A 20,049-nucleotide genomic window follows, 5' to 3' on the forward strand; every position below is an offset into this window, starting at 1 on the left:
CCTCTGGCGCCTGACGGCGGTTAGGCCCGGGGCGCCGGCGTGATGTTGAAGTTGTCGCGGAACACGTTGTCGGGGTCGTAGCGCGCCTTGAGCTCCCGCAACCGGGCGAGCGTGCGGGGTGGGAAGGCGTCGTTCAGCCGCTCCGGGCGCGGGTCGGTCTCGAAGTTGAGGTAGAGCCCGTGGAAGTGGCCGCTCATCCGGTCCCACGCCTGGTCCAGCCGGCGGCGGTCGACGCCGAACGCCGTCAGGGAGAACGCGGCGGACCGGTGCGCGTACGCCGTCGCGTCCGGCGGGACGTCGGCGATCGCGCCACCCACCGCGCGGAACTGGAAGAAGTACGTCGCCCCACTGTGCAGGAAGCGGGCGGCCGCCTCCGCGAACTCCGGCGTCATGTGGTCCACGAACGCCGAGCGGGTCACCGGCTCGCCACGGCCGTCGTGCTCGTCACCGCGCGCGTTCGCCATGATCGCGGCGTACGGGGCGAGCACCACGGTCTGGTCGTAGAGCGGACCCACGCGCGTCAAGGGCGCGAGCCGGTCGAGGATGACGTCCGGCTGGTCGGAGGCGACCATGGCCATGAGCTGGGCCACCGGCGGCTGACCGCCACGGCGTGGCGCCAGGGCGAGGAAGCTGGTGAGGTCCCGCGGGGCTGTCTCCTGGATCTCCCCCCAGCGCCGCAGCAGGCTCGCCGCGTCACTGGCGTCGAAGACGAACTGGCCCCAGCCGACGTCGCCCACCTCGTCGACCTCGAACTCGAACGACGTCACGATGCCGAAGTTGGATCCGGCGCCCCGGACCGCCCAGAACAGGTCGGCGTTCTCCTCCTCGCTCGCCCGCACCAGCGTGCCGTCGGCCAGCACCATCTCGACGGCGCGGATGTGGTCGATGGTCAACCCGTGCGCGCGGCCGAGGAAGCCGATGCCTCCGGCGGTGGCGAGCCCTCCGACACCGACGCCGCCGTAGTCGCCCGAGGTCAGCGCCCAGCGGTGGGGTGACAGCGCCGCGGCGACCTCCATCCAGCGGGCGCCTGGCCCGATGCGGACCCGGCGGGTCGCCGGGTCGAGCACCTCGATCGTGTTGAGCTTGGAGACGTCGAGGACGAGCCCGCCGTGGTTGGTGGACCGGCCGCTGATGCCGTGCCCCGCGCTGCGCAGGCTGAGCGGCAGGTGGGGATGGGTCCGGGCGAACGCCAGCGCGTCGACCACCTGCTCGACGTTCCTCGGCTGCAGGACCAGACCCGGAGCGCCGCCCCGCAGGTACGTCGACTTGACCCGGGCGTAGCCGGGGTCACCCGGCTCGATCACGGCGTCCGCGAGTGACGCCGGCACGGCGTCGTAGTTGATGCCGGGGAGCCGCTTCGCGCGCACCTCGGCTCGGCGCATCCTCCGCGTGGAGGACACGCCCGGCAGCTCGCGCTCCACCGCCTCCCGCAGCGCCGGCACGACCTCGCTCGCGAAGCGTTCGAGGACCTCGGGGATGTCGGAGGCGACGAGGAACGTGCCGACCCCGTCGTCCACCACGAGCGGCAGCAGCTCGTCCACGCACTGCTCGCTCGGTCGCCGCGCCAGCCCGCCCTCGATCGACTGGTCGGTGATCGTGACGATCCGCCGAATCTCCCGAGGGTCACGCCCGGCCTCCTCGGCCGACTCGTCGATGATCTTGTGACAGGCGCGGAGCTGGCCGGGCGCCAGGGCGTCGAGCGCCACGTGCCAGGCGTCGGCCTTCTGGCCGGCCAACCGGAGCATCCCGGGCTCCAGTGCCTGGAGCCACACCGGGATGTCGTGGGCGGGCGTCGGTCCGCGCTGGGCGCTCGGCACCCGGTAGTGCGTGCCGGCGTACGTCAAGGGCGAGCGCTGGTTGGTGTCCCAGACTCCGCGCAGCACCTCGACGGCCTCGGCGAACGCCTCGACCCGCTGGTCCGGTGACAGCCGCCGGCCGCCCATCGCCTCGTCGGCCGAGGCGTCGGCGCCGAGGCCGACCTCCAGGCGCCCGCCGGAGAGCAGGTCGAGGCTGGCCGCCGCGCGCGCCAGAACCGAGGGGGGACGAAGCAGGGGGTTCGTGACGTTCGCGACCAGACGAACCCGTCGCGTCCGCCCGGCCACCCAGGGGAGCAGCGTCCAGGCGTCGAGGTCGGCGAGGTGCGGCTTGTCGGGGAAGACGACGAGGTCGTAGCCCAGACGTTCGCAGCGTTGCGCCAGCGAGACGACCGCGTCCGGGGACCCGGCCGTCGGGGCCAGGCACGCCCCGAACTCCAACCGGTGGCCGTAGTTCACGCCGATCCGCTCCAAGTCACCGAGCCGAGATAGTTGATTCTTCAATCAACTGGCATCCTACAGCCACCCTGCAACCTCCACGGCCGTCGCCGCGCTCTGGCGGGCCTCAGCTCGTCCGTGACCCCGGGGGACGGTCGCTCACGACGGGCACGAGCGTTCCACGAACGCCTCTGCCCGCTCCCCGTCGGTGAACTGACCCACCGCCCACAGGCAGCCCGTGCCCGGCTCCTCGGTGGCGGCGGCGAGGCTGGTGACGAACTGTCCCGGTTCGGCCCCGGGGACGAGCGTCCAGGAGCTGCCGTCCCAGTGAGCGATGAGGGTGCCGCGCCCCTTGGTTCCGATCACCCAGACGTCGTCGCGCCCCCTCACGACGACGTCGTTGAAGGTCGCCTCCACCCCATCGAAGACGGGAGTCTTCACCGCCCGCCACGACTCGCCGTCCCAGCGCTCGGCCAACGGCTGGGGGAGCCCGTCGACCGTCCGGTAGCCGACCGCCCAGACGTCGTCGGCCGCCGCGATGCCGAGGCTGCCGAGCATCGCGTCCTCCGGCACCGCGGGAGTCGGGACGACCGACCAGGAGGCGCCGTCCCAGCGCTCGGCCAGCGGCTGCATGCCGAACGTGCCCGACGGGTCGTCGTCACCGACCGCCCAGACCTCGTCCGCGGACGACGCGGCCACACCCACCAGGTTGCTGCCGAGACCCTCCGTGCTGGGGTTCGGGCTCTCCACGCGCGTCCACCGCTGACCGTCCCAGTGCAAGGTGAGCGTCCGGCCGGTGAGCGGCCACCCTGTCGCCGTGCCGACCGCCCAGACATCCGTCGGCGAGAGCGCCTCGACGTCGACCAGCGTGCTCTCCAGCTCCTCACCCACACCCGGGGTGGGGACCACCCGCCACCGGGCGCCGTTCCAGTGCAGGACGAGCATGCGGTGGCGTCGATCCTCGTCCAGCTCGTAGCCCACGGCCCAGACGTCCTTCGCCGAGGTGCCGTCGACGGCGAGGAGCCAGTTCTGGTCGTCGCTCGGGTTGGGGCTCGGGACGCGCTTCCAGCGTTTGCCGTCCCACCGCAGGACGAGCGTCTCGACTCCCCACGACGAGCGGACGTACCCCACCGCCCAGACGTCGTTCGGGCCGACCGCGGCCAGATCCACGAGGTCCGTCTGCCCGCGCAGCGGCGGCAGCGGGACGCGCTCCCACGGCGACATCCCGTTCGGCATCTCATTCGGCGCGCGAACGCTCGCCGACCGGTCGTCGGCGTGGGCGGGCACACCCGTCGCCGCGGCGGTCGCCAACGCCAAGACCGCCGCGGAGATCAGGCCCGCAGCTCGTCTGCTTGCCCCCATGACTGGCACCTCCGAGTCTCTGAGTCCCCCATCGGATGGCGCGGGACTCATGGCGGAGATCCCAGAACCCGGTCGCGAGGTTGCCGACCTCGACGGAATTCGACCTGTGGATAACTCGTTCGCTCCCGCTCGTGCTGGCATGATCAACGTGCCGGCTCACCGCGTCGGAGCTGCGTTCGTGGACCGTTGCCCTTCGGGGCCGGTCCGGGACGTTGCGCGCTAAGCGGAAGGACTCATCGTGACGGAGAACCTGTCGCCCGCGGCCATCGACGCTCTGCTGTCTCAGACTCGGCGAGCTTTCGAGAACCTGCGGCGTTCCTAGGGCGAACCAAGTGAACAGGCACGCGGTGAAGGCACGGCCCTCGACGAGCGGGTTCGTGCCGTCGTCGTCGCGCCCGGACGCGTCGAAGAGCTCACGATGGACCCTCGGGTGCTGCGCGAGGGCTCGGAGGCTGTCTGCGAAGCGGTCATCGAGGCGGTGAACGCCGCTCTCGACGACCTCCGGTCGCAGGTCATGGCCGAGGCGGGCGCCTTCGACCTCGAGCGTATGCGGGACGACCTGGAGCGGTTGCAGGCGGAGTCACTGGAGACAGCCCGGACGCTCTTCGGTGCCGTCCACGAGGCGATGGCGCGCATCGAGCGGAACCGATAGCCCATGTCCAAGCGCGTCTCACCCGAAGAGATTCGAGCTTCCGCCACGGAGCTGGAGAAGGTCGCCGACCGGCTCGACGACGAGTTCGACGCGTTCCTCAACCGCGTCTACGACATCGGCCCAGCCGCGGGCGAGGCCGAGATGGTCGGCCAGGTGGTCGGCTCAGGACTCGACGAGGCCGAGGTCGTCGTGATCGAGGCGGTGGAGTCCGTGGTCGACGGCCTGCACTGGTTCGTCGAGGCGCTGCGCATCATGGCCGACACCTACGAGGCCGCCGAGGACCAGAACGTCCAGCACGTCGAGGAAGCGTGGCCGGGAGATTGACGTGGCACAAGGGTTGGTACTCCCCGGCTGGGCCATCACACTCCTCGACGAGCTCGGCTACACCTGGCCGGACGCGGACGAGGTCCGCATGATGCTCATCGGCCAGGAGTGGCAGGACTTCCAGTCCAAGCTCAACGAGGTCGCGGAGGCGGCCCAGAAGGCGGCCGAGTCGGTCTGGACGAAGAACAGCGACAAGGCGATCGACCAGTTCAAGCAAGCCTGGTCGAAGTCTGGCGAGGCCATCGACACGCTTCGCAAGGACGCCGAGGGCGTGGCGTTCGTGGGCGTCGTCATCTTGATCTGCGCCGCCGCCGTCCTCATCCTCAAGATCTTGGTCATCGTCCAGCTGGTCATCCTCGCCAAGACCATCGCCGCCGCGGTGGCGGCGGCGCCTGAGACGTTCGGCGCGTCCCTGCTCATCATCCCCCTCGTCAAGTACGCGATCGGCCTGGCCATCGACATGCTCATCGACCTGGCGTTGGAGGCCCTCGTTGGGTAAGGGCAAGAGACGCGCCAAGAAGGTCGCGAAGGACATGGGCTCGAAAATCGGCCGCCGGGCCGAGGAGTCGGTGCCGAAGACGCAGCAGAAGGAGCCCCCAGAGCGCAAGGGACAGCTTCCGCCGGGGCAGCGGTACCATCCAGCACCGAACACCCCGCCGGTCCCAGGCGCGCGGCGGGTCCGTGGAAAGACTCCTGTTCAGGGTGGCGGGGGTACCCGGAAACGTTGGAAGGACGCCGACGGCAACATCTGGGAATGGGACAGCCAGCACGGCACCTTCGAGAAGTACGACAAGCGGGGTCGCCACCTGGGCGAGTACGACACCAACGGTAACCAGACCAAGCCTCCCGACCCCAGCCGTAAGGTCGAGCCCTAGAAAGAGACACCATGGCAGTGAAGCGCGAGATCGTCGGGTTCGGCGAGAACGACGAGCTCGTTTTCTCCCAGGAGTTCCCGGAGGAGAAGATGGCCGAGCTCCGTCCGCTCTTCGACTACGGCGACGACGTCGACATGTACGCCGGCTCCTACGAGGTCACCGACGACATCCGCGACCGGGTCGCTGCCATCCTCGGCATCGAGCTCCGGCCAGGCATCGCCTATTACGTTGAGGCGACTCAGGTGGACTAGCAGGCTCCGTTCAGCCTCGTGAGAAGCTTGCCCGGCGGCGCCCGATGCCCGGGTCGAGCCCTAGAAGGAGAAGCCATGCGGGTGAAGCGGGAGATCGCCGCGTACGGCGAGGACGACGAGTTCGTCTTCGCCCAGGAGTTCCCCGAAGAGAAGATCTCCGAGCTGCGCCCGCTCTTCGACTACGGGGACGACGACGAGCTCTACGCCGGTGCCTACGAGGTCACCGACGACATCCGCGACCGCGTCGCCGCCATCCTCGGCATCGAGCTGAAGCCGGACCTCTCTTACTACGTCGAGGCGTCTGAGGCAGCCGACTAGCGTCGAGGCGTCTGAGGCAGCCGACTAGCGGACTCCAGCGGCCAGCGTCGAGCCCCTCGCCGAGCGGCGTCGTCGGTCCCCCTCCCAGCAGCGTCGGTCCGCCCGCCCACCATCCGCTCGACTCACCACACCCAACCCCGGCAGCCCAAGGGCCGCCGAGCTACCGTCGCCCTACCCCGGCCACCCACCTCCGGACGATCGGTGCCCTACCATGGGGACTTGTTGCAACTATGTTGCAGTTGCAGACCCCTTGCATGAGCTTCGGACCACCGGAGGGGTGAGCGTGGCGGTCGAGGCGGACCCGTCGACCGAGCAGTCGGACGAGCTGGTCGACGACTTGGGGCTGGCGGCGCAACGCCGTCGCACCACCGCGTGGGTCGGCGGTCTCAGCGTCGGCTTGCTCGTCACGCTGGTCCTCGGGGTCGGCGTCGGCGCGGTGCGGATCCCCCCGACAACCGTCGTCGAAATCGTCACCCACCACCTCATCGGCGTCCCGGAGACCGTGACCTGGACGCCCGCCCACGACTCCATCGTGTGGCAGGTGCGGCTGCCGCGCGTCCTCCTCGGGGCCACCGTCGGCGCCGCGCTCGCTGTCTGCGGCGTGGTCCTGCAGGCGATGGTCCGGAACATGCTCGCCGACCCCTACCTGCTGGGGGTCACCTCGGGGGCGTCGACCGGCGCCGCGGGCGCCATCCTCTTCGGTTTCGGCGCCGTGCTCGGCGAGAACGCGCTGTCCGGCAGCGCCTTCCTCGGCGCGCTCGGTGCCTCCGTCCTGGTGTACGCGGTCGCCCGCACCGGCGGCCGAGTCACCGCCTTGCGCCTGGTGATCTCCGGCGTCGCGGTCGGCTACGCCCTCTACGCCGCGACGAGCTTCCTCATCTTCGCCGCCGACTCCGCCGAGGGGGCCCGCTCGGTGCTGTTCTGGCTCCTCGGGTCCCTCGCGTTGGCTCGGTGGTCGATCCCGCTCGCCGTCGTCATCGGCGTCGTCGCGCTGACCATCGCGCTCCTCCTGGTGTGGAGCATTCGGCTCGACGCCCTCGCCATCGGCGACGAGACAGCGCACACGCTCGGGATCTCGCCGAGCAGGTTCCGTGTCCAGCTCCTGGTGCTGGTCTCCCTCTGCGTGGGCGCCGTCGTCGCCGCGGCCGGCGGCATCGGCTTCGTCGGCCTGGTGATCCCCCACCTCGCCCGGCGGTTCGTCGGCGCACCGCACCGTCGGGTCATCCCCGTCGCCGCGCTCATCGGGGCGATCTTCCTGGTCTGGGCCGATGTGGTCGCCCGGGTGGCCCTGGAACCTCGAGAGCTGCCCATCGGCATCATCACGTCCCTCGTCGGCGCGCCGTTCCTGCTCATCCTCGTCCGCCGGTTCTACGCGACGACCCCCTGACACCCACCCACGACCCGATCGAGGAAGACAGCATGCCCACGACACGGAGGACGCCTACGACACGGAAGACGCCTACGACACGGAAGACATGGAGCACGTGGCTGCCGCTCGTCCTCGCGGCCGCTCTCCTCGGCGCCGCCTGCGGGACGGACGAGCGGGGCGCCAGCGGCCCTGGCACCGACTCGACCACCGCCGCGACCTCGACGGCCTACCCCGTCACCGTCGAGAACTGCGGTGCCAAGGTCACCTTCGACGAGCCACCGAAGCGGGTCATCCTGCTGGAGAGCGCGCCCGTCACGATCCTGCAAGGGCTCGGCGTGCTCGACTCCGTCGTCCTGCGCGCTGGAGCGTTCCCCAAGGAGTACTACGACGACGAGACCAACGCCGCGATCGACGCCATCCCATCCCTCGGTGAGGACATCGACATCAACGGCCACCTGCAGATCTCCCAGGAGAGCGTCATCGCGCAGCAGCCCGACCTGGTCCTCGGCCTGCCGGACGGCTTCACCCGGGAGAGCCTCGCCGCTGTCGGCATTAACGCGCTCATCCAGCCCATCTACTGCCCGAACTACTCCGGGACCACCTCGTTCGACACCATCTACGACCAGATCGAGACCTACGGCACGATCTTCGATCGCCCCAAGGAGGCCGCCGCGCTCATCGACTCCCTGAAGCAGCGGGTCGCCGCGGTGGAGAAGTCCGTCGAGGGAACGCCGAAGCGGACGGCCGCCGTGCTCTTCCCGACGGTCGGCGGCGGCACCGGCTACGCGTACGGCAACAAGAGCATGGCGCATCCTCAGCTGGAGGCCGCGGGCTTCACCAACGTGTTCGGTGACGTCGACGAGCGGGTCTTCGAGGTGACGCTGGAGCAGCTCATCGACCGTGATCCCGCCGTCCTCGTGCTCCTCTACGTCGACGGCGACCCGGAGGCGGTCAAGGACGCGATCGTCAACCTGCCCGGTGCCGACGCGCTCACAGCCGTGCAGAACGACGACATCCTGGTGCAGCTGTTCAACTTCACCGAGCCTCCGACGCCCCTCTCGGTCGACGGACTGGAGCGGATCGCGCGACACTTCAGCACGACGTCATGATCAGCGCGCACGACATCTCCTTCGCCTACGGCGACACCCTGGTGCTCGACGGCGTGGAGCTGCGGGCCGGCCCCGGTCAGGTCCTCGGCCTCATCGGGCCCAACGGAAGTGGCAAGACGACCTTGCTGCGTACCCTCTACGCCTCGCTCACCCCGCGGGCCGGCCTGGTCAGCCTGGACGACACGCCGCTCAACCAGTTCACGCGTCGCGAGCTGGCCCGACGGCTCTCCGTCGTGGCGCAGGAGGGCTCCGGAGACCTACCGCTGACCGTCGCTGACGTCGTGCTGCTCGGTCGCGCACCCCACCTGTCGACGTTCCAACGGCACAAGCCCGAGGACTACCAGATCGCGGCCGCCGCGCTCACCAGGGTGGGCGCCCGCCATCTGGCCCAGCGCGTCTTCTCCGGCCTGTCCGGCGGGGAGAAGCAACGCGTCCTCATCGCCCGGGCGCTCGCCCAGCAAGCCGACCACATCCTGCTGGACGAGCCGACCAACCACCTCGACATCCGCTACCAACACGAGGTCCTGCAGCTCGTTCGCTCCCTCGACGTCACCACCGTCGTCGTCCTGCACGACCTCAACCTCGCCGCCCGCTACTGCCACGAGCTGGTTCTGCTCGACGGGGGTCGCATCGTGACCGCTGGCACGCCGGAGGAGGTTCTCCAGCCCAGCGTCCTCGAGCGGGTCTACCGCGTCGGCGTCCAGCGGGTGGAGACCGCCCAAGGCTTCCAACTCCTCTTCGAACCTCTCGAGGAGACGTTTCCCACCGAACCCACCCGCGACGAGAACCACACCAGACCGGCCGACCTGTCGCTGGCTGACGTGAAGGAAGGAACACGATGACCGACCAGCAGGCGACCGACCAGCAGGCGACCGACCAACGGGCCACCACCGACAGCCTCGTCCAGGCGAACATCAGCCAGTACTGGTCCGAACGCGCCGATTCCTACGACGCCTTCCAGGTGAGCCAGCTGCGCAACGGCGCGATCCGACAGGCGTGGCTGGGCGTCTGGCGTCGGGCCCTGCCCGCGCCGCCCGTCGACGTTCTCGACGTGGGAACCGGCACCGGGCACGTCGCGCTCCTCCTCGCCGAGCTGGGGTACCGGGTCACCGGTCTCGACCACGCGGAGGGGATGCTGGAGCGCGCCCGCGCCAAGGCAGCGGACGTCCCCTCGAACGCGCCGACGTTCGTCCGCGGCGACGCGGTGGCGCCGGACTTTCCGCCGGCGAGCTTCGACGCCATCACCGCGCGCTACGTCCTGTGGACGCTGCGGACTCCGGAGCGCGCCCTGGAGAACTGGCGGAAGCTCCTCCGTCCCGGCGGCGTGCTCGCGGCCGTGGACAGCACCTGGTACCCGGACGGGATCGACTCCGGTCCCACCGACGGTGACGCCCACCCCACGTTCCGCCTCCGCTACACCGACGAGGTGCTGGCCGCCCTTCCGCTCGCCCAGGCGAAGAGCATCGAGGAGACCGCCGAGAGGATTCGGGCCGCCGGGTTCGCCAAGGTCGCCGTCACCCCGCTCCAGGAGATCTACGAGCTGGACGAGAAGTACGGCGTGGCGCCGGGACACAAGGTCCAGATGCAGTTCCTCATCACCGGGGTCGCCAGCTGACGACCCACTGGAGAGTGCTAGGCAAGCGACGGTCCAAGATCGGCCAGCGCCCTCGGCGGTGTCGCCGAACGAGCTACGTTCGAGTGCATCGCGGCGACGAGGGGGATGGCCGTCATGGTGGAGCGGCGCAGGTTCCTTCGCGACACCGTCCTCGCGGCGGCTGTGGGCGCCGGCGTGGCGGACCTGCTGAGCGGTTCGACCCTCGACCGTGCGGTCGCGAGCCTGGCCCGCACGCCCGGCGACGCCGCCCTTCCCGCCGCCCAGCGGGCGCTCACCTGCGAGGTCGTGGGCCCGGCCAACGGCGGCTTCGAGGAGCCGGTGGTCGACGGCGTCATTCCCGGCTGGACCCAGACCCATGGCCGCGTCGGGGCCGTGAGCGTGGTCGACACCCGGGCCCGTGAGGGTACGTTCAGCCTGCGTCTCGTCGACGAAGCGTCCGACGACTCGCTCGGTCTCCAGTGCGACCCGGTCCCCGCCGTCGCGGGCGAGTTCTACCTCGCGTCCGCGCAGGCGTACCTCGAGCAAGGAACCCTTGCGCTCTACCTCTCCTTCCACGACGCGTCCGGCGGCGTGCTCGCGACGTTCACGAGACAGTTCACGTCGGTCGTCGAAGGCTGGCAGACGGTCGCGGTCGGCGGGACGGCCCCCGCGGGCAGCACGCGGGCGTCCGTCCTCCTCTACTCCCCCGTCGCCGCGGTGACGACGTGCTACGTCGACGCCGTCCAGGTCGCGGGCCTGGGAGCGCGGGTCGAGACCTTCGGTCCGTCCGCGTTGACCGCCGCCATGTCCGGGATGGTCGTGCTCGACAACCACGCCTACACGGCCGTACGCGGCGACCTGGCCGAGATCGACCTCACCACCCGCACGCTGCGGCGGACCGCGTCGTATCCAGGCAACGGAAGCGCGTGGGCCATCACCGCCTCGGGCGGACGGGTCTTCTTCGCCATCGACCTCGACGTGTACGTGTTCGATCCCGCGACCGGCGAGCTGAGGAACCTGGGCAGCCTGGGCACCGGGACGGGCACCACGTGGTGCATGACGACGGCGCCCGACGGCATGGTCTACGCCGGCGTCTACCCGGCGGGACAGGTGTGGGAGATCTCGCCGACCACCGGGGCCCTGCGCAACCTCGGGACCGCCGTGCCAGGGCAGCAGTACGTCCGCGCGATCGCGGCCGACGAGACGTTCGTCTACGCCGGCACCCAGCCAGCGGGTCACGTCATCGCCTACGACCGAGCCACCGGGGAGAGGCGTGACATCACTCCCGTCCTGGACGGCCTCCCCGGCGTCACCGTGATGACCCTGGCGGGAGACCGGCTGATCTACGGCGCCAGTCCGCAGCTCGTCGACATCCGTCCCGACGGCTCGGACGTGCGGCTCGTCCCCTTGCCCGACGGCGGCATCGCGGACGCCCTGGCGGTCGGACCGGACGGCACCCTCTACGTCACAGGTCGGGCCACCGGCTCGGTCTACCGGCGGGTCGGTGACGAGCTCGTCCCCGTCGCCACGCCCATCGACCTCGAGGAGACCCGCGCCCTCGTCGTGCTGGACGAGGACACCCTGCTCGGAGCGGGTGGCAGCGGCGCGCTGTGGTGGGTGGACGTCGCGACCGGCGCGTCAACCCTGCTGGACCTGGCCGACCTCGGCCTGGCCGACCCGGAGCCGGCGCAGTCGATCACTCTCGGCGCGAACGGCCAGACCGTCTACGTCGGCGGCAGCAACATCATCACCTCTCACGGGCCGGGGAACGCCAAGCCGCGCCGGCTGCGGGTTCCCGGGCAGGCGAAGCAGATCCGGTTCGTCAACGGGCGCCTCTACGCGGCGACCTATCCCCGCACGGAGATCGTCGAGCTCAACCCGGCCATCAACAGGGCCCGCTCGCTCGGCGTCATCGGACGGCCGCAGTATCGGCCGCTCACCATGGAGTACGACACCCGCACCAGGACCCTGCTGGTGGGGACGGCGCCCGTGAACGGTCAGCTGTCCGGCGCCCTGACGCTCGTGGACCTCGCACACGACACCCTCGAGGTGCTGACCGACATCCTCCACGACCAGGCCGTCGCGTCCGTCGCCGTGGACAACGGCATCGCGTACCTGGCCGGTGACGCCCACGGCGTGAGCGTCCCCCCGACCCAGGACAGCGCGACGATCGCCGCCTTCGACATCGCGGCCCGATGCACGCTGTGGGAGGTGGCACCGCTCCCAGGACACCGCAGCATCGCCGGCATCGCCGTCCACGACGGCGTCCTCTACGCCGTCTACAAGCGGGTCGCCGGAGTGTGGCTGGCCATGGATCTCGAGACTCGCCAGATCCTCCACCACGGCGTCCTGCCTGGCACGCACTCCTACGGTGAGATCACGGTCCACCGCGACCGGGTGTACGCCTCGGTGCACCGCGGCCTGATCTTCCTCCTCGGACCCGGCCTCGACGAAGCGCGGCTCGTCCTCGACGGCCTGGAGGAAGGTTGGACCCAGTCCCTCCCGCAGCTCGCGTTCGAGCCACGCTCCTGGTCCGCCTGGGGCATGAACGGCCTCGACCTCGCTCGCTTCGACCTCGACCCCACCTGTGTCGAACCCGCCTCGTCCGCTCGATGAGAGTGGGCGTCGGCCGTTTCCGTTCCTCGCGACCAGCCAACCCGTCGACCCTGAGACGCCGTCTCTGACATGGGGCCGCCGTCGGAGGGAGTCACCGGTAGCCGGTGGTGCGGCGGCCGACGGGAATCGTCGAGGGAGGACAGGTGGGCGACCCGCGACGCGGACGCGCTGGCGATCCGCTCCTACGAGGTGCATCGCCGTTCGTCGGCCACGCGGACGACCTGGCCGCGGTGGCAGCCGCCGTCCAGCGACCACCGGCGCTCATCCTCGTCGCGGGAGAGCCGGGCATCGGGAAGACGCGGCTCGTCCAGGAGTGCCTCGCGCTGCACGACCCAGGCAGGGTCGCCGTCGCCGCCTGCCCGCCGCTCCCCGAGCCCTTCCCTCTCGGCCCCGTCGTCGACAGCCTTCGACGGAGGGCGGTCCAAGCCCCTGAGCTCGCGCTGAGCCCGCTGGGTGGCGCGCTGCGCCCGCTCTTCCCAGAGCTCTGGGACCGACTCCCACCCCCGCTGGCGGCTCTCACCGATCCCAAGGCGACCCGGCATCGCCTGTTCCGCGCCCTGACCGAGCTGGTGGAGAGCCTCGGGATCGACGTACTCGTCGTGGAGGACGCCCACTGGGCCGACTCGGCCACGCTGGAATGGCTGCTCACCCTGTGCGCGACGCCGCCACCTGGGCTGGTCGTCGTCCTCACGTACCGGCCCACCGACATACCCGCGGACTCGCTCCTCCCCCGGTTGGTCAGCCTGCCGGCCGTCACGATGACGCGCGTCCGCGTCGAGCTGCAGCCGTTGGACGTCGCGGAGACCCGAACCCTCATCGCGGCCCTGGTCGGCACCTCCCAGGTCTCCGAAGAGTTCGCGGGGTTCCTGCACGCCCACACCGACGGCGTGCCGCTCGCGATCGAGGAGTGCCTGCGGTTGCTGCGAGACCGCCGCGACATCGTCGAACGCGGCGGCCGGTGGGTCCGGCGAGTCCTCGCCGAGCTCCAGGTCCCCCCGACCATCCGCGACTCGGTGCTGGAGCGGGTCAGCCGACTCCCCGCACCAGCACGGGCAATCCTCGACGCGGCCGCCGTGCTCGCCGAGCCCGCCGACGAGCCGACGCTGGGCGCGGTCGCCGACCTCGACGAGGCCGGCGTCCGCTCGGGCCTCGCGGCGGCGCTGGCGTCAGGCCTCCTCCGCGAGGTCGACCCGGAGAGGTACGCGTTCCGGCACGTCCTCGACTCCCAGTCGGTCGGGGAGGCGATTCCCGTCACAGAGCGCCGCCGGCTCCACCGGCGGGCCGCCGAGTATCTCGAGCGGCTCGACCCCGCACCTGTCGTCCGTCTGCGCCGCCACTTCCGGGAAGCCGGTGACCACGCGGCCTGGTGCCGCTACGCGGAGGAGAGCGCCGACCTCGCCTGGGAGTCCGGCGACGGCCGAGCGGCCGTCGTCGCGCTCCTGGAATTGCTCACCGCAGGCGACCATCCGCCGGAGCGGCGGGCGCGGCTCGCCCGGAAGCTGGGTGAGGTCGCCTACCTCGGCAGCGCGGCCCTCGGCTCGCTCTCGACGCGGGTCGTGGAGGTCCTCCGGGCGGTGCTCGCGGACGGCGTGGTGCCGCCGAGTGAGCGCGGCGAGCTTCGCCTGCTGCTCGGCCGGATGCTTCGGGAGGTCAGCGAGGAACCCGAGGCATACGCCGCGATGGAGGCGGCCGTCGAGGACCTCGACCACCGACCGGAGCTCGCCGCGCGGGCGATGCTCAACCTCGCGATGCCGCTGGTGCCGGACTGGCCGGTGGCGCGGCATCGCGCGTGGCTCGACCGCGCGACCGCGTTGCTGCCGCGTCTGGCCTCCCCCTCCGACCGCCTGCCCTGCGAGGTCCATCGGGCGACCACGCTGCTCCTGCTCGGCGAGGAGGAGGGGTGGCGCGCCGCGGCCGAGGTGGAAGCGAGGGCCTCGGCGCGGCGGGCGCCCGAGCGGCTGGCCCTGGCGCGCTGTCACCTCAACACCGCCCAGCTCGCCGTGGTGTGGGGTCGCTACGCCGAGGTCCGGCCACGCCTGGAGGCCGCTCTGGAGCACCTGAACGCCGTCGGGTACCAGCGTCTGCACACCACGGTTCGAATGACGGGCGTCCACCTCGACTGGTACACCGGCGCGTGGGACGGGCTGGCCGACAAGGCCGCGGACATCGCGTCCAGTGAGCTGGCCGTCCCGCTCGACCGGCTCCACGCCCGCCAGGTCCTCGGCGCGCTGGCGCTCGCACGGGGAGCTCGGGACGAGGCTCTGCGTCACCTGACGGAGGTCACCCGGGAGTACGCGCGGCTGGGGGTGGTGGACCCCCTGGCGCTGCTCGCCGCGGCGGCACTAGCCCGACTGCACCGTGCCGACGGGAACGTTGACGCGGCGCTCGCCGTGGTCGAACGAGACATCACGGTGATCAACCGCAAGGGCACGTGGTGGTGGGCGACCGACCTGGTCCCGGTGGCCGTGGACTGCCTCGTCGCGGCGGGCCGCGTCGAGGAAGCCGCGCGGCTGGTGGATCGGTTCGCCACCGGCCTCGACGGCCGTGGCGGCCCCGCGCCGGCGGCGGCGTTGACGACGTGCCAGGCGATCGTGACCTCGGCGCGCGGCGGTCCGGCTGCCGACTCCTTCGCCGCCGCGAGGGAAGCCTGGTCCGCGCTGTCCCGTCCCTACGACGAGCTGCTCGCCGCCGAGCGCGAGGCCCGCTGCCGCCTCGCGGCGGGGATGGACGAGCACGGTCTGGCCAGCCTGGCGCACGTCCAAGAACGGCTGTGGCAGCTGGGTGCCCGGTGGGACGCGGACCGCGTCGCGCGCACGCTCCGCGACCACGGCGTCGGGGTGACCCGCACCTGGCGTCGCGGCCCTCGTGGGTACGGTGACCAGCTCTCTCCACGGGAGCTCGAGGTCGTCGGCCTGGTCGCGCGAGGGCTCACGAACCGGCAGATCGCCGACCTGCTCTACCTGTCGCCGCGGACCGTCGGTCATCACCTGCGGTCGGCGATGCGCAAGCTTCGGGTGACCACCCGGACCGCGGTCGCGGTCACCGCCACGGAGACGGGCTTGCTGCACCCCGAGCCAGCCAGCCCAGAGCCAGTCCCCGCCGAGCCACGCAACGGATAGGTCACCAACGGAAAGGTCACCAACGGATAGGTCAGCAACGGATAGGTCATCTGCCCAATCGCTAGCGACCGCCTCGTCGGCCATCGTGAGCCGGTGACCTGTGACAGAGACCCCCAGGTCGACGAACCGCTCGACCACGCGTCGTCTCCAACGGGCGCGTCGCCGCACGAGGAACGCCCCGAGCGAGCCGACCTCGACGACGAGGTCGCCGACGGGCGTTTCGAACCGCTCTGAGCTCACCGTAGGTGTCAGGACGCAGAAAGGGAGTGCCCGTGACCGGCGGTAGCCGTCGCCTCCTCGCCTTCGTCGCTGTCGTCGCGTTGGGCATCACCGGCCCGGCCGGTCACGCCGACCCCGGTCCCGCTGCCCGCACCGAGACGACCACGGCTGGACGACCCGAGTCGCCGTCCGCGACCGTCACGCTCATCACCGGTGACAAGGTGCACGTACGCACCCTGGCGAACGGGCAGACGGCAGCCGTCGTCCAGCCCGCGCCACGCCGCGACGGCACGGTTCCGCGGTTCCACGTCAGCACCCGTGACGGCCAGACCTATGTCGTGCCGTCCGACGTCGGACCGCTGCTGCCGGACGTGCTCGACTCCGCCCTCTTCAATGTGACCGGCCTCGTCGAGCAGGGCTACGACGACGCCTCCAGCCCCACCCTTCCGGTCATCCTGTCCTACCCGAAGCAGAGCCCGCGCACCCTGCTCGACCGCTCCGTGCCCGCGAGCGACGAGACCGAGGTGCTGGAGAGCGTCTCGTCGGTGGCGGCGAAGGTCGACAAGGCGGAGATCGAGCGCCTGGCCGACGCCGTGACCCGCCTCGCCGACGCGGCGGCGCGCACCGGCACGGAGCCGTCCCGCCTGCGCACCGCCCAGGCCGGCCCGCTGGCGGGAGTCGAGAAGATCTGGCTCGACGGCCGGGTCGAGGCTGCCCTGGACCGCAGCACCGGGCAGATCTCCGCACCGACGGCGTGGGACGCCGGCTACGACGGCTCAGGCGTCACCGTCGCCGTCCTCGACACCGGCATCGACGACACCCACCCGGACCTGGCCGGCAAGGTGACGGCCGCACGGAACTTCACCGACGACCCCGACACCCGCGACCTCAACGGGCACGGCACCCACGTGGCGTCCATCATCGCGGGCTCCGGAGCGGCGTCGGACGGCGCGCGGCGCGGCGTCGCATTCGGCGCCGCCCTGGTCAGCGGCAAGGTCCTCAACGCCGAGGGCGAAGGGCTGGTCTCCACTGTCATCGCCGGGATGGAGTGGGCGGCCGGTGAGGCGGGCGCCGACATCGTGAACATGAGCCTCGCGGCCGACCCCACGGCGTACGGCAGCGATCTGGTGAACCAGGCGGTCGAGGACCTCACCGCCACGCACGGGACGCTGTTCGTGGTCGCCGCCGGAAACGAGGGATGCGACGAGTGCGTCCAGTCCCCTGGTGTCGCGCCCAGCGCGCTCACGGTCGGCGCGGTGGACCGCGACGACCAGCTCGCCGACTTCTCCAGCCGCGGCCCAGCGCCGAAGACGTACGCGCTCAAGCCGGACATCACCGCGCCGGGGGTCGGGATCCTGGCCGCGCGGGCCGCCGAGGGGCGGCTCGGTGGCGAGGGGCCCTACCTGGAGCTCTCCGGGACCTCGATGGCGACCCCCCACGTGGCTGGAGCCGCGGCCCTGCTGGCGCAGGCCCGTCCCGACCTCACCCCCGCCGAGATCAAGGGCGCGCTCATGTCCACCGCCGTGCCGACGCCCGGCCTCACGGTGTACGAGCAGGGCGCCGGTCGCGTCGACCTCGGCCGGCTCACGGCCAGCCCGGTCCTCGCCGTCCCGGGTTCGCTCGACTTCGGCGTCGTCGAACGGACCGACGACTCCCCGCCCGTGCGGCTGACGGTCACCTACCGCAACGTGTCAACCGAGCCGGTGACGATCGACCTCGACGCGCAGCTCGGCGAGGACGACGGGAGCTCCCACCTGGTCACGGTCGAGCCCGCGCGGCTCACCGTCCCCGCGGGCGACACGGGCACGGCGCGGGTCTCCGTCGACGTCGCCGCCAGTGAGCTCGGCCGGTACACCGGCGTGCTCACGGCGCGGACATCCGCGGGAACGTCGCTGCGGACGCCGCTCGGTGTGGTCGTCGAGCCGAAGCGGTACAAGCTCACCGTCACCGGTGTCGCGCGGGATGGACGGCCCGCCTTGCCGTGGGTCGGTGTCACGGCCGCCTCGCCGCTGGTGGACGTCCACACCGGCGAGACCGTGACGACGTTCTGCCCCAGCGACGATCCTTCGGACACCATCTGCTACCTGGTGCCGGCCGGCACCTACTCGCTGCTGTCGTTCGTCGAGACCCAGCCGGCTGGCGCGGAGCGAGGGCAGTACCCACCGCTGCACACCACGCTGGTCGGCGACCCGGAGATCGAGGTCACGGGCGACACCGCGGTCACGCTCGACGCCCGCGACGCGGTCGAGATCACGGTCCGAACGTCAACGCAGAAGGACGCCACCCTGAACCTCGGCGGTGCCGTCGACCTCACCTGGCGGCGGACGGCGGCGAACGGCGTGACCGCCAGCGACAGCCTCTTCAACCCTCCCGGCGCTCAGGCGGAGGAGCGCTTGTTCGCGCAGCCGATGAGCCCGGCGAAGGTCGGCCGGGTGGGGATGACCTCGCACTGGCGGCTGGAGGCGCCGGCCGTCGCCATGACCGTCCCCGGTGCGCGGGACATCGAGCTGGCCCCGACGTACTACCAGATGGATGCCGCAGCCACGTCGAGCGCTGAGTTCCCGGTGGTGGACGGCCGGCTCAGCCTGCCGGTGGTCGACGCGGGAGACGGTCGTCCGGACGAGATCGCCCGCCTCAACCTCCGCGGTGCTCTGGCGCTCATCCGGCGTTCCGACGAGATCTCGGTCGCGGACCAGTCGAACGCGGCGGCCGACGCGGGCGCTCGTGTGGTGGCGATCTACAACGACCGACCGGGCAGAAACGCGGCGTTCGGCCCGTCCAGCGCCCCGCTGCGGGTGCCGACCGTCCGGCTCTCCCACGAGGAAGGCCGCCGCCTCCTGGACCGGCTCGAGACCCGACGCGTCACCGTCGTCGTGACCGGCGAGCCGGCGAGCCCGTACGTCTACGACCTCGTCTTCGCCGAGCGGGACGGCATCCCGGGGTCCCTCCGGTACACCGTCGGCCCCAAGGACCTGGTGCGGGTCGACCGGGACTTCCACACGCAGTCAGCGGACACGCTCGCCTACAGCGAGGCGTCGTACCCGTTCCAGCCGACGGACGAGTTCGTCATCGCCCACCTTCGTCCCCTGCGTGAGGTGCCGCGGTCGCGGACCGACTACCACCTCGTCGACCCCCAGACCCGGTGGTCCTACCTGGTCACGGTGCCCGAGAAGCCGACCACGTGGTCCCCTGAGTTCGCCCTCCTGGAGCTGCTGGCTCCGGGGGTGAGCTACTCCCGGTCAGGACGGACATCGCAGTCCTGGGCCCGCGGACCGCTCGCGGTCGACCTGAACGAGCAGTTCCCCGCCGCCCGCTACGAGAACCTGCTCATCCTTGGGCGGAGGTCCCCAGGCGTGCAGGAGAGCGTCGGCATGGTCGACGGCGAGGGACACTTCTCGGACGTGGTCACCACCGACGGGGACAAGGGGTTCACCACGCTCTTCCGGCTGAGCCGGGGCCGGGAGGTGCTGTGGGAGACGGACCGGCTGCCAGGCGGGGAGAGGGGCGTCGTCGAGCTGCCCACGGGCGAAGACGAGACCTATCGGATGACGTTCGACGTGACCAATGACGCCCCGTGGGCGCAGCTGTCCACGCGCACGCGGACCGAGTGGACCTTCCGCTCGGCGCGGACGGAGGGTCCCGAGCCAACACCCCTTCCGCTGCTGACCGCGCGCTACGACCTCGATCTCGACCTCACCAACCAGCTCAAGCCTGGCCTGCGACCGGTCGAGGTGACGGTCGACCACCAGGTCGACGTCGAGATCCCGATCACGAGGTTCCGGTTCGACGTCTCCTACGACGACGGCCGGCACTGGACGAGGCTCCAGGCCCACCGCACCGTCGCCGACACCTGGCGCGTGAACCTCGGCCCCAAGGCGCCCACGCACGCTCGGTACGTGTCGTTCCGGGTGAGCGCCGGGGACGCGGACGGCAACCGGATCGAGCAGGAGATCATCCGGGCCGCGGCCCTCCGACCGAAGGGACGGTGA

General features: G+C 71.3%; 15 protein-coding genes and 1 pseudogene. 14 read left to right on the forward strand and 2 right to left on the reverse strand.

Going from position 1 to position 20,049, the window contains the following annotated elements:
* Window positions 1-20 precede the first annotated feature (20 nt).
* Entirely contained in the window at window positions 21-2,318 is a 2,298-nt protein-coding gene (locus DFJ64_RS06890; RefSeq protein WP_245940993.1) for an LLM class flavin-dependent oxidoreductase, read from the reverse strand.
* Window positions 2,319-2,411: 93 nt separating this feature from the next.
* Window positions 2,412-3,614, reverse strand: coding sequence for a WD40/YVTN/BNR-like repeat-containing protein (locus DFJ64_RS06895; protein ID WP_147304623.1), 1,203 nt, complete (start codon window positions 3,612-3,614; stop codon window positions 2,412-2,414).
* A gap of 346 nt (window positions 3,615-3,960) precedes the next feature.
* On the opposite strand from DFJ64_RS06895, the pseudogene DFJ64_RS06900 reads away from it, so the two are divergent.
* From DFJ64_RS06900 to DFJ64_RS06965, 14 genes and pseudogenes are all read left to right on the forward strand, one after another.
* A pseudogene (locus tag DFJ64_RS06900) lies at window positions 3,961-4,266 on the forward strand (YbaB/EbfC family nucleoid-associated protein); the annotation flags it as partial.
* A gap of 3 nt (window positions 4,267-4,269) precedes the next feature.
* Window positions 4,270-4,590 carry a PE domain-containing protein gene (locus DFJ64_RS06905; RefSeq protein WP_115849696.1) on the forward strand — a complete coding sequence of 107 codons (321 nt, stop codon included), beginning with the start codon at window positions 4,270-4,272 and terminating at the stop codon, window positions 4,588-4,590.
* 1 nt (window position 4,591) lies between these two features.
* Window positions 4,592-5,089, forward strand: coding sequence for a WXG100-like domain-containing protein (locus DFJ64_RS06910; protein WP_115849697.1), 498 nt, complete (start codon window positions 4,592-4,594; stop codon window positions 5,087-5,089).
* Between the two features lie 34 nt (window positions 5,090-5,123).
* Complete coding sequence (locus DFJ64_RS06915; protein ID WP_115849698.1) at window positions 5,124-5,465, forward strand: colicin E3/pyocin S6 family cytotoxin; 342 nt, start codon at window positions 5,124-5,126, stop codon at window positions 5,463-5,465.
* A gap of 11 nt (window positions 5,466-5,476) precedes the next feature.
* On the forward strand, window positions 5,477-5,716 hold the full coding sequence (locus DFJ64_RS06920; RefSeq protein WP_147304624.1) for a hypothetical protein: 240 nt from the start codon (window positions 5,477-5,479) through the stop codon (window positions 5,714-5,716).
* Between the two features lie 75 nt (window positions 5,717-5,791).
* On the forward strand, window positions 5,792-6,034 hold the full coding sequence (locus DFJ64_RS06925) for a DUF7683 domain-containing protein (protein ID WP_115849700.1): 243 nt from the start codon (window positions 5,792-5,794) through the stop codon (window positions 6,032-6,034).
* A gap of 283 nt (window positions 6,035-6,317) precedes the next feature.
* Complete coding sequence (locus DFJ64_RS06930; protein WP_245940994.1) at window positions 6,318-7,421, forward strand: FecCD family ABC transporter permease; 1,104 nt, start codon at window positions 6,318-6,320, stop codon at window positions 7,419-7,421.
* Window positions 7,422-7,453: 32 nt separating this feature from the next.
* On the forward strand, window positions 7,454-8,512 hold the full coding sequence (locus tag DFJ64_RS06935) for an ABC transporter substrate-binding protein (protein WP_115849702.1): 1,059 nt from the start codon (window positions 7,454-7,456) through the stop codon (window positions 8,510-8,512).
* Window positions 8,509-9,354, forward strand: a complete 846-nt coding sequence (locus DFJ64_RS06940; protein WP_115849703.1) for an ABC transporter ATP-binding protein — start codon at window positions 8,509-8,511, stop codon at window positions 9,352-9,354. The genes DFJ64_RS06935 and DFJ64_RS06940 overlap by 4 nt, the downstream gene beginning before the upstream one ends.
* Window positions 9,351-10,127 carry a class I SAM-dependent methyltransferase gene (locus tag DFJ64_RS06945; RefSeq protein WP_115849704.1) on the forward strand — a complete coding sequence of 259 codons (777 nt, stop codon included), beginning with the start codon at window positions 9,351-9,353 and terminating at the stop codon, window positions 10,125-10,127. The genes DFJ64_RS06940 and DFJ64_RS06945 overlap by 4 nt, the downstream gene beginning before the upstream one ends.
* A gap of 105 nt (window positions 10,128-10,232) precedes the next feature.
* Entirely contained in the window at window positions 10,233-12,722 is a 2,490-nt protein-coding gene (locus DFJ64_RS06955; protein ID WP_170152526.1) for a PQQ-like beta-propeller repeat protein, read from the forward strand.
* A gap of 143 nt (window positions 12,723-12,865) precedes the next feature.
* Window positions 12,866-15,841 carry a helix-turn-helix transcriptional regulator gene (locus tag DFJ64_RS06960; protein WP_170152527.1) on the forward strand — a complete coding sequence of 992 codons (2,976 nt, stop codon included), beginning with the start codon at window positions 12,866-12,868 and terminating at the stop codon, window positions 15,839-15,841.
* Between the two features lie 93 nt (window positions 15,842-15,934).
* On the forward strand, window positions 15,935-16,075 hold the full coding sequence (locus DFJ64_RS19400) for a hypothetical protein (protein WP_170152528.1): 141 nt from the start codon (window positions 15,935-15,937) through the stop codon (window positions 16,073-16,075).
* Between the two features lie 38 nt (window positions 16,076-16,113).
* On the forward strand, window positions 16,114-20,049 hold the full coding sequence (locus DFJ64_RS06965; RefSeq protein ID WP_170152529.1) for a S8 family serine peptidase: 3,936 nt from the start codon (window positions 16,114-16,116) through the stop codon (window positions 20,047-20,049).

It is taken from the genome of Thermasporomyces composti (assembly GCF_003386795.1).
Taxonomy (GTDB): domain Bacteria; phylum Actinomycetota; class Actinomycetes; order Propionibacteriales; family Actinopolymorphaceae; genus Thermasporomyces; species Thermasporomyces composti.

Coding starts and splice junctions, on each gene's coding strand:
- DFJ64_RS06895 (WP_147304623.1), bottom strand. CDS start 3,614: ATGGGGGCAAGCAGACGAGCTGCGGGCCTGATCTCCGCGGCGGTCTTG.
- DFJ64_RS06905 (WP_115849696.1), top strand. CDS start 4,270: ATGTCCAAGCGCGTCTCACCCGAAGAGATTCGAGCTTCCGCCACGGAG.
- DFJ64_RS06955 (WP_170152526.1), top strand. CDS start 10,233: ATGGCCGTCATGGTGGAGCGGCGCAGGTTCCTTCGCGACACCGTCCTC.
- DFJ64_RS06925 (WP_115849700.1), top strand. CDS start 5,792: ATGCGGGTGAAGCGGGAGATCGCCGCGTACGGCGAGGACGACGAGTTC.
- DFJ64_RS06945 (WP_115849704.1), top strand. CDS start 9,351: ATGACCGACCAGCAGGCGACCGACCAGCAGGCGACCGACCAACGGGCC.
- DFJ64_RS06940 (WP_115849703.1), top strand. CDS start 8,509: ATGATCAGCGCGCACGACATCTCCTTCGCCTACGGCGACACCCTGGTG.
- DFJ64_RS06920 (WP_147304624.1), top strand. CDS start 5,477: ATGGCAGTGAAGCGCGAGATCGTCGGGTTCGGCGAGAACGACGAGCTC.
- DFJ64_RS06915 (WP_115849698.1), top strand. CDS start 5,124: ATGGGCTCGAAAATCGGCCGCCGGGCCGAGGAGTCGGTGCCGAAGACG.
- DFJ64_RS06935 (WP_115849702.1), top strand. CDS start 7,454: ATGCCCACGACACGGAGGACGCCTACGACACGGAAGACGCCTACGACA.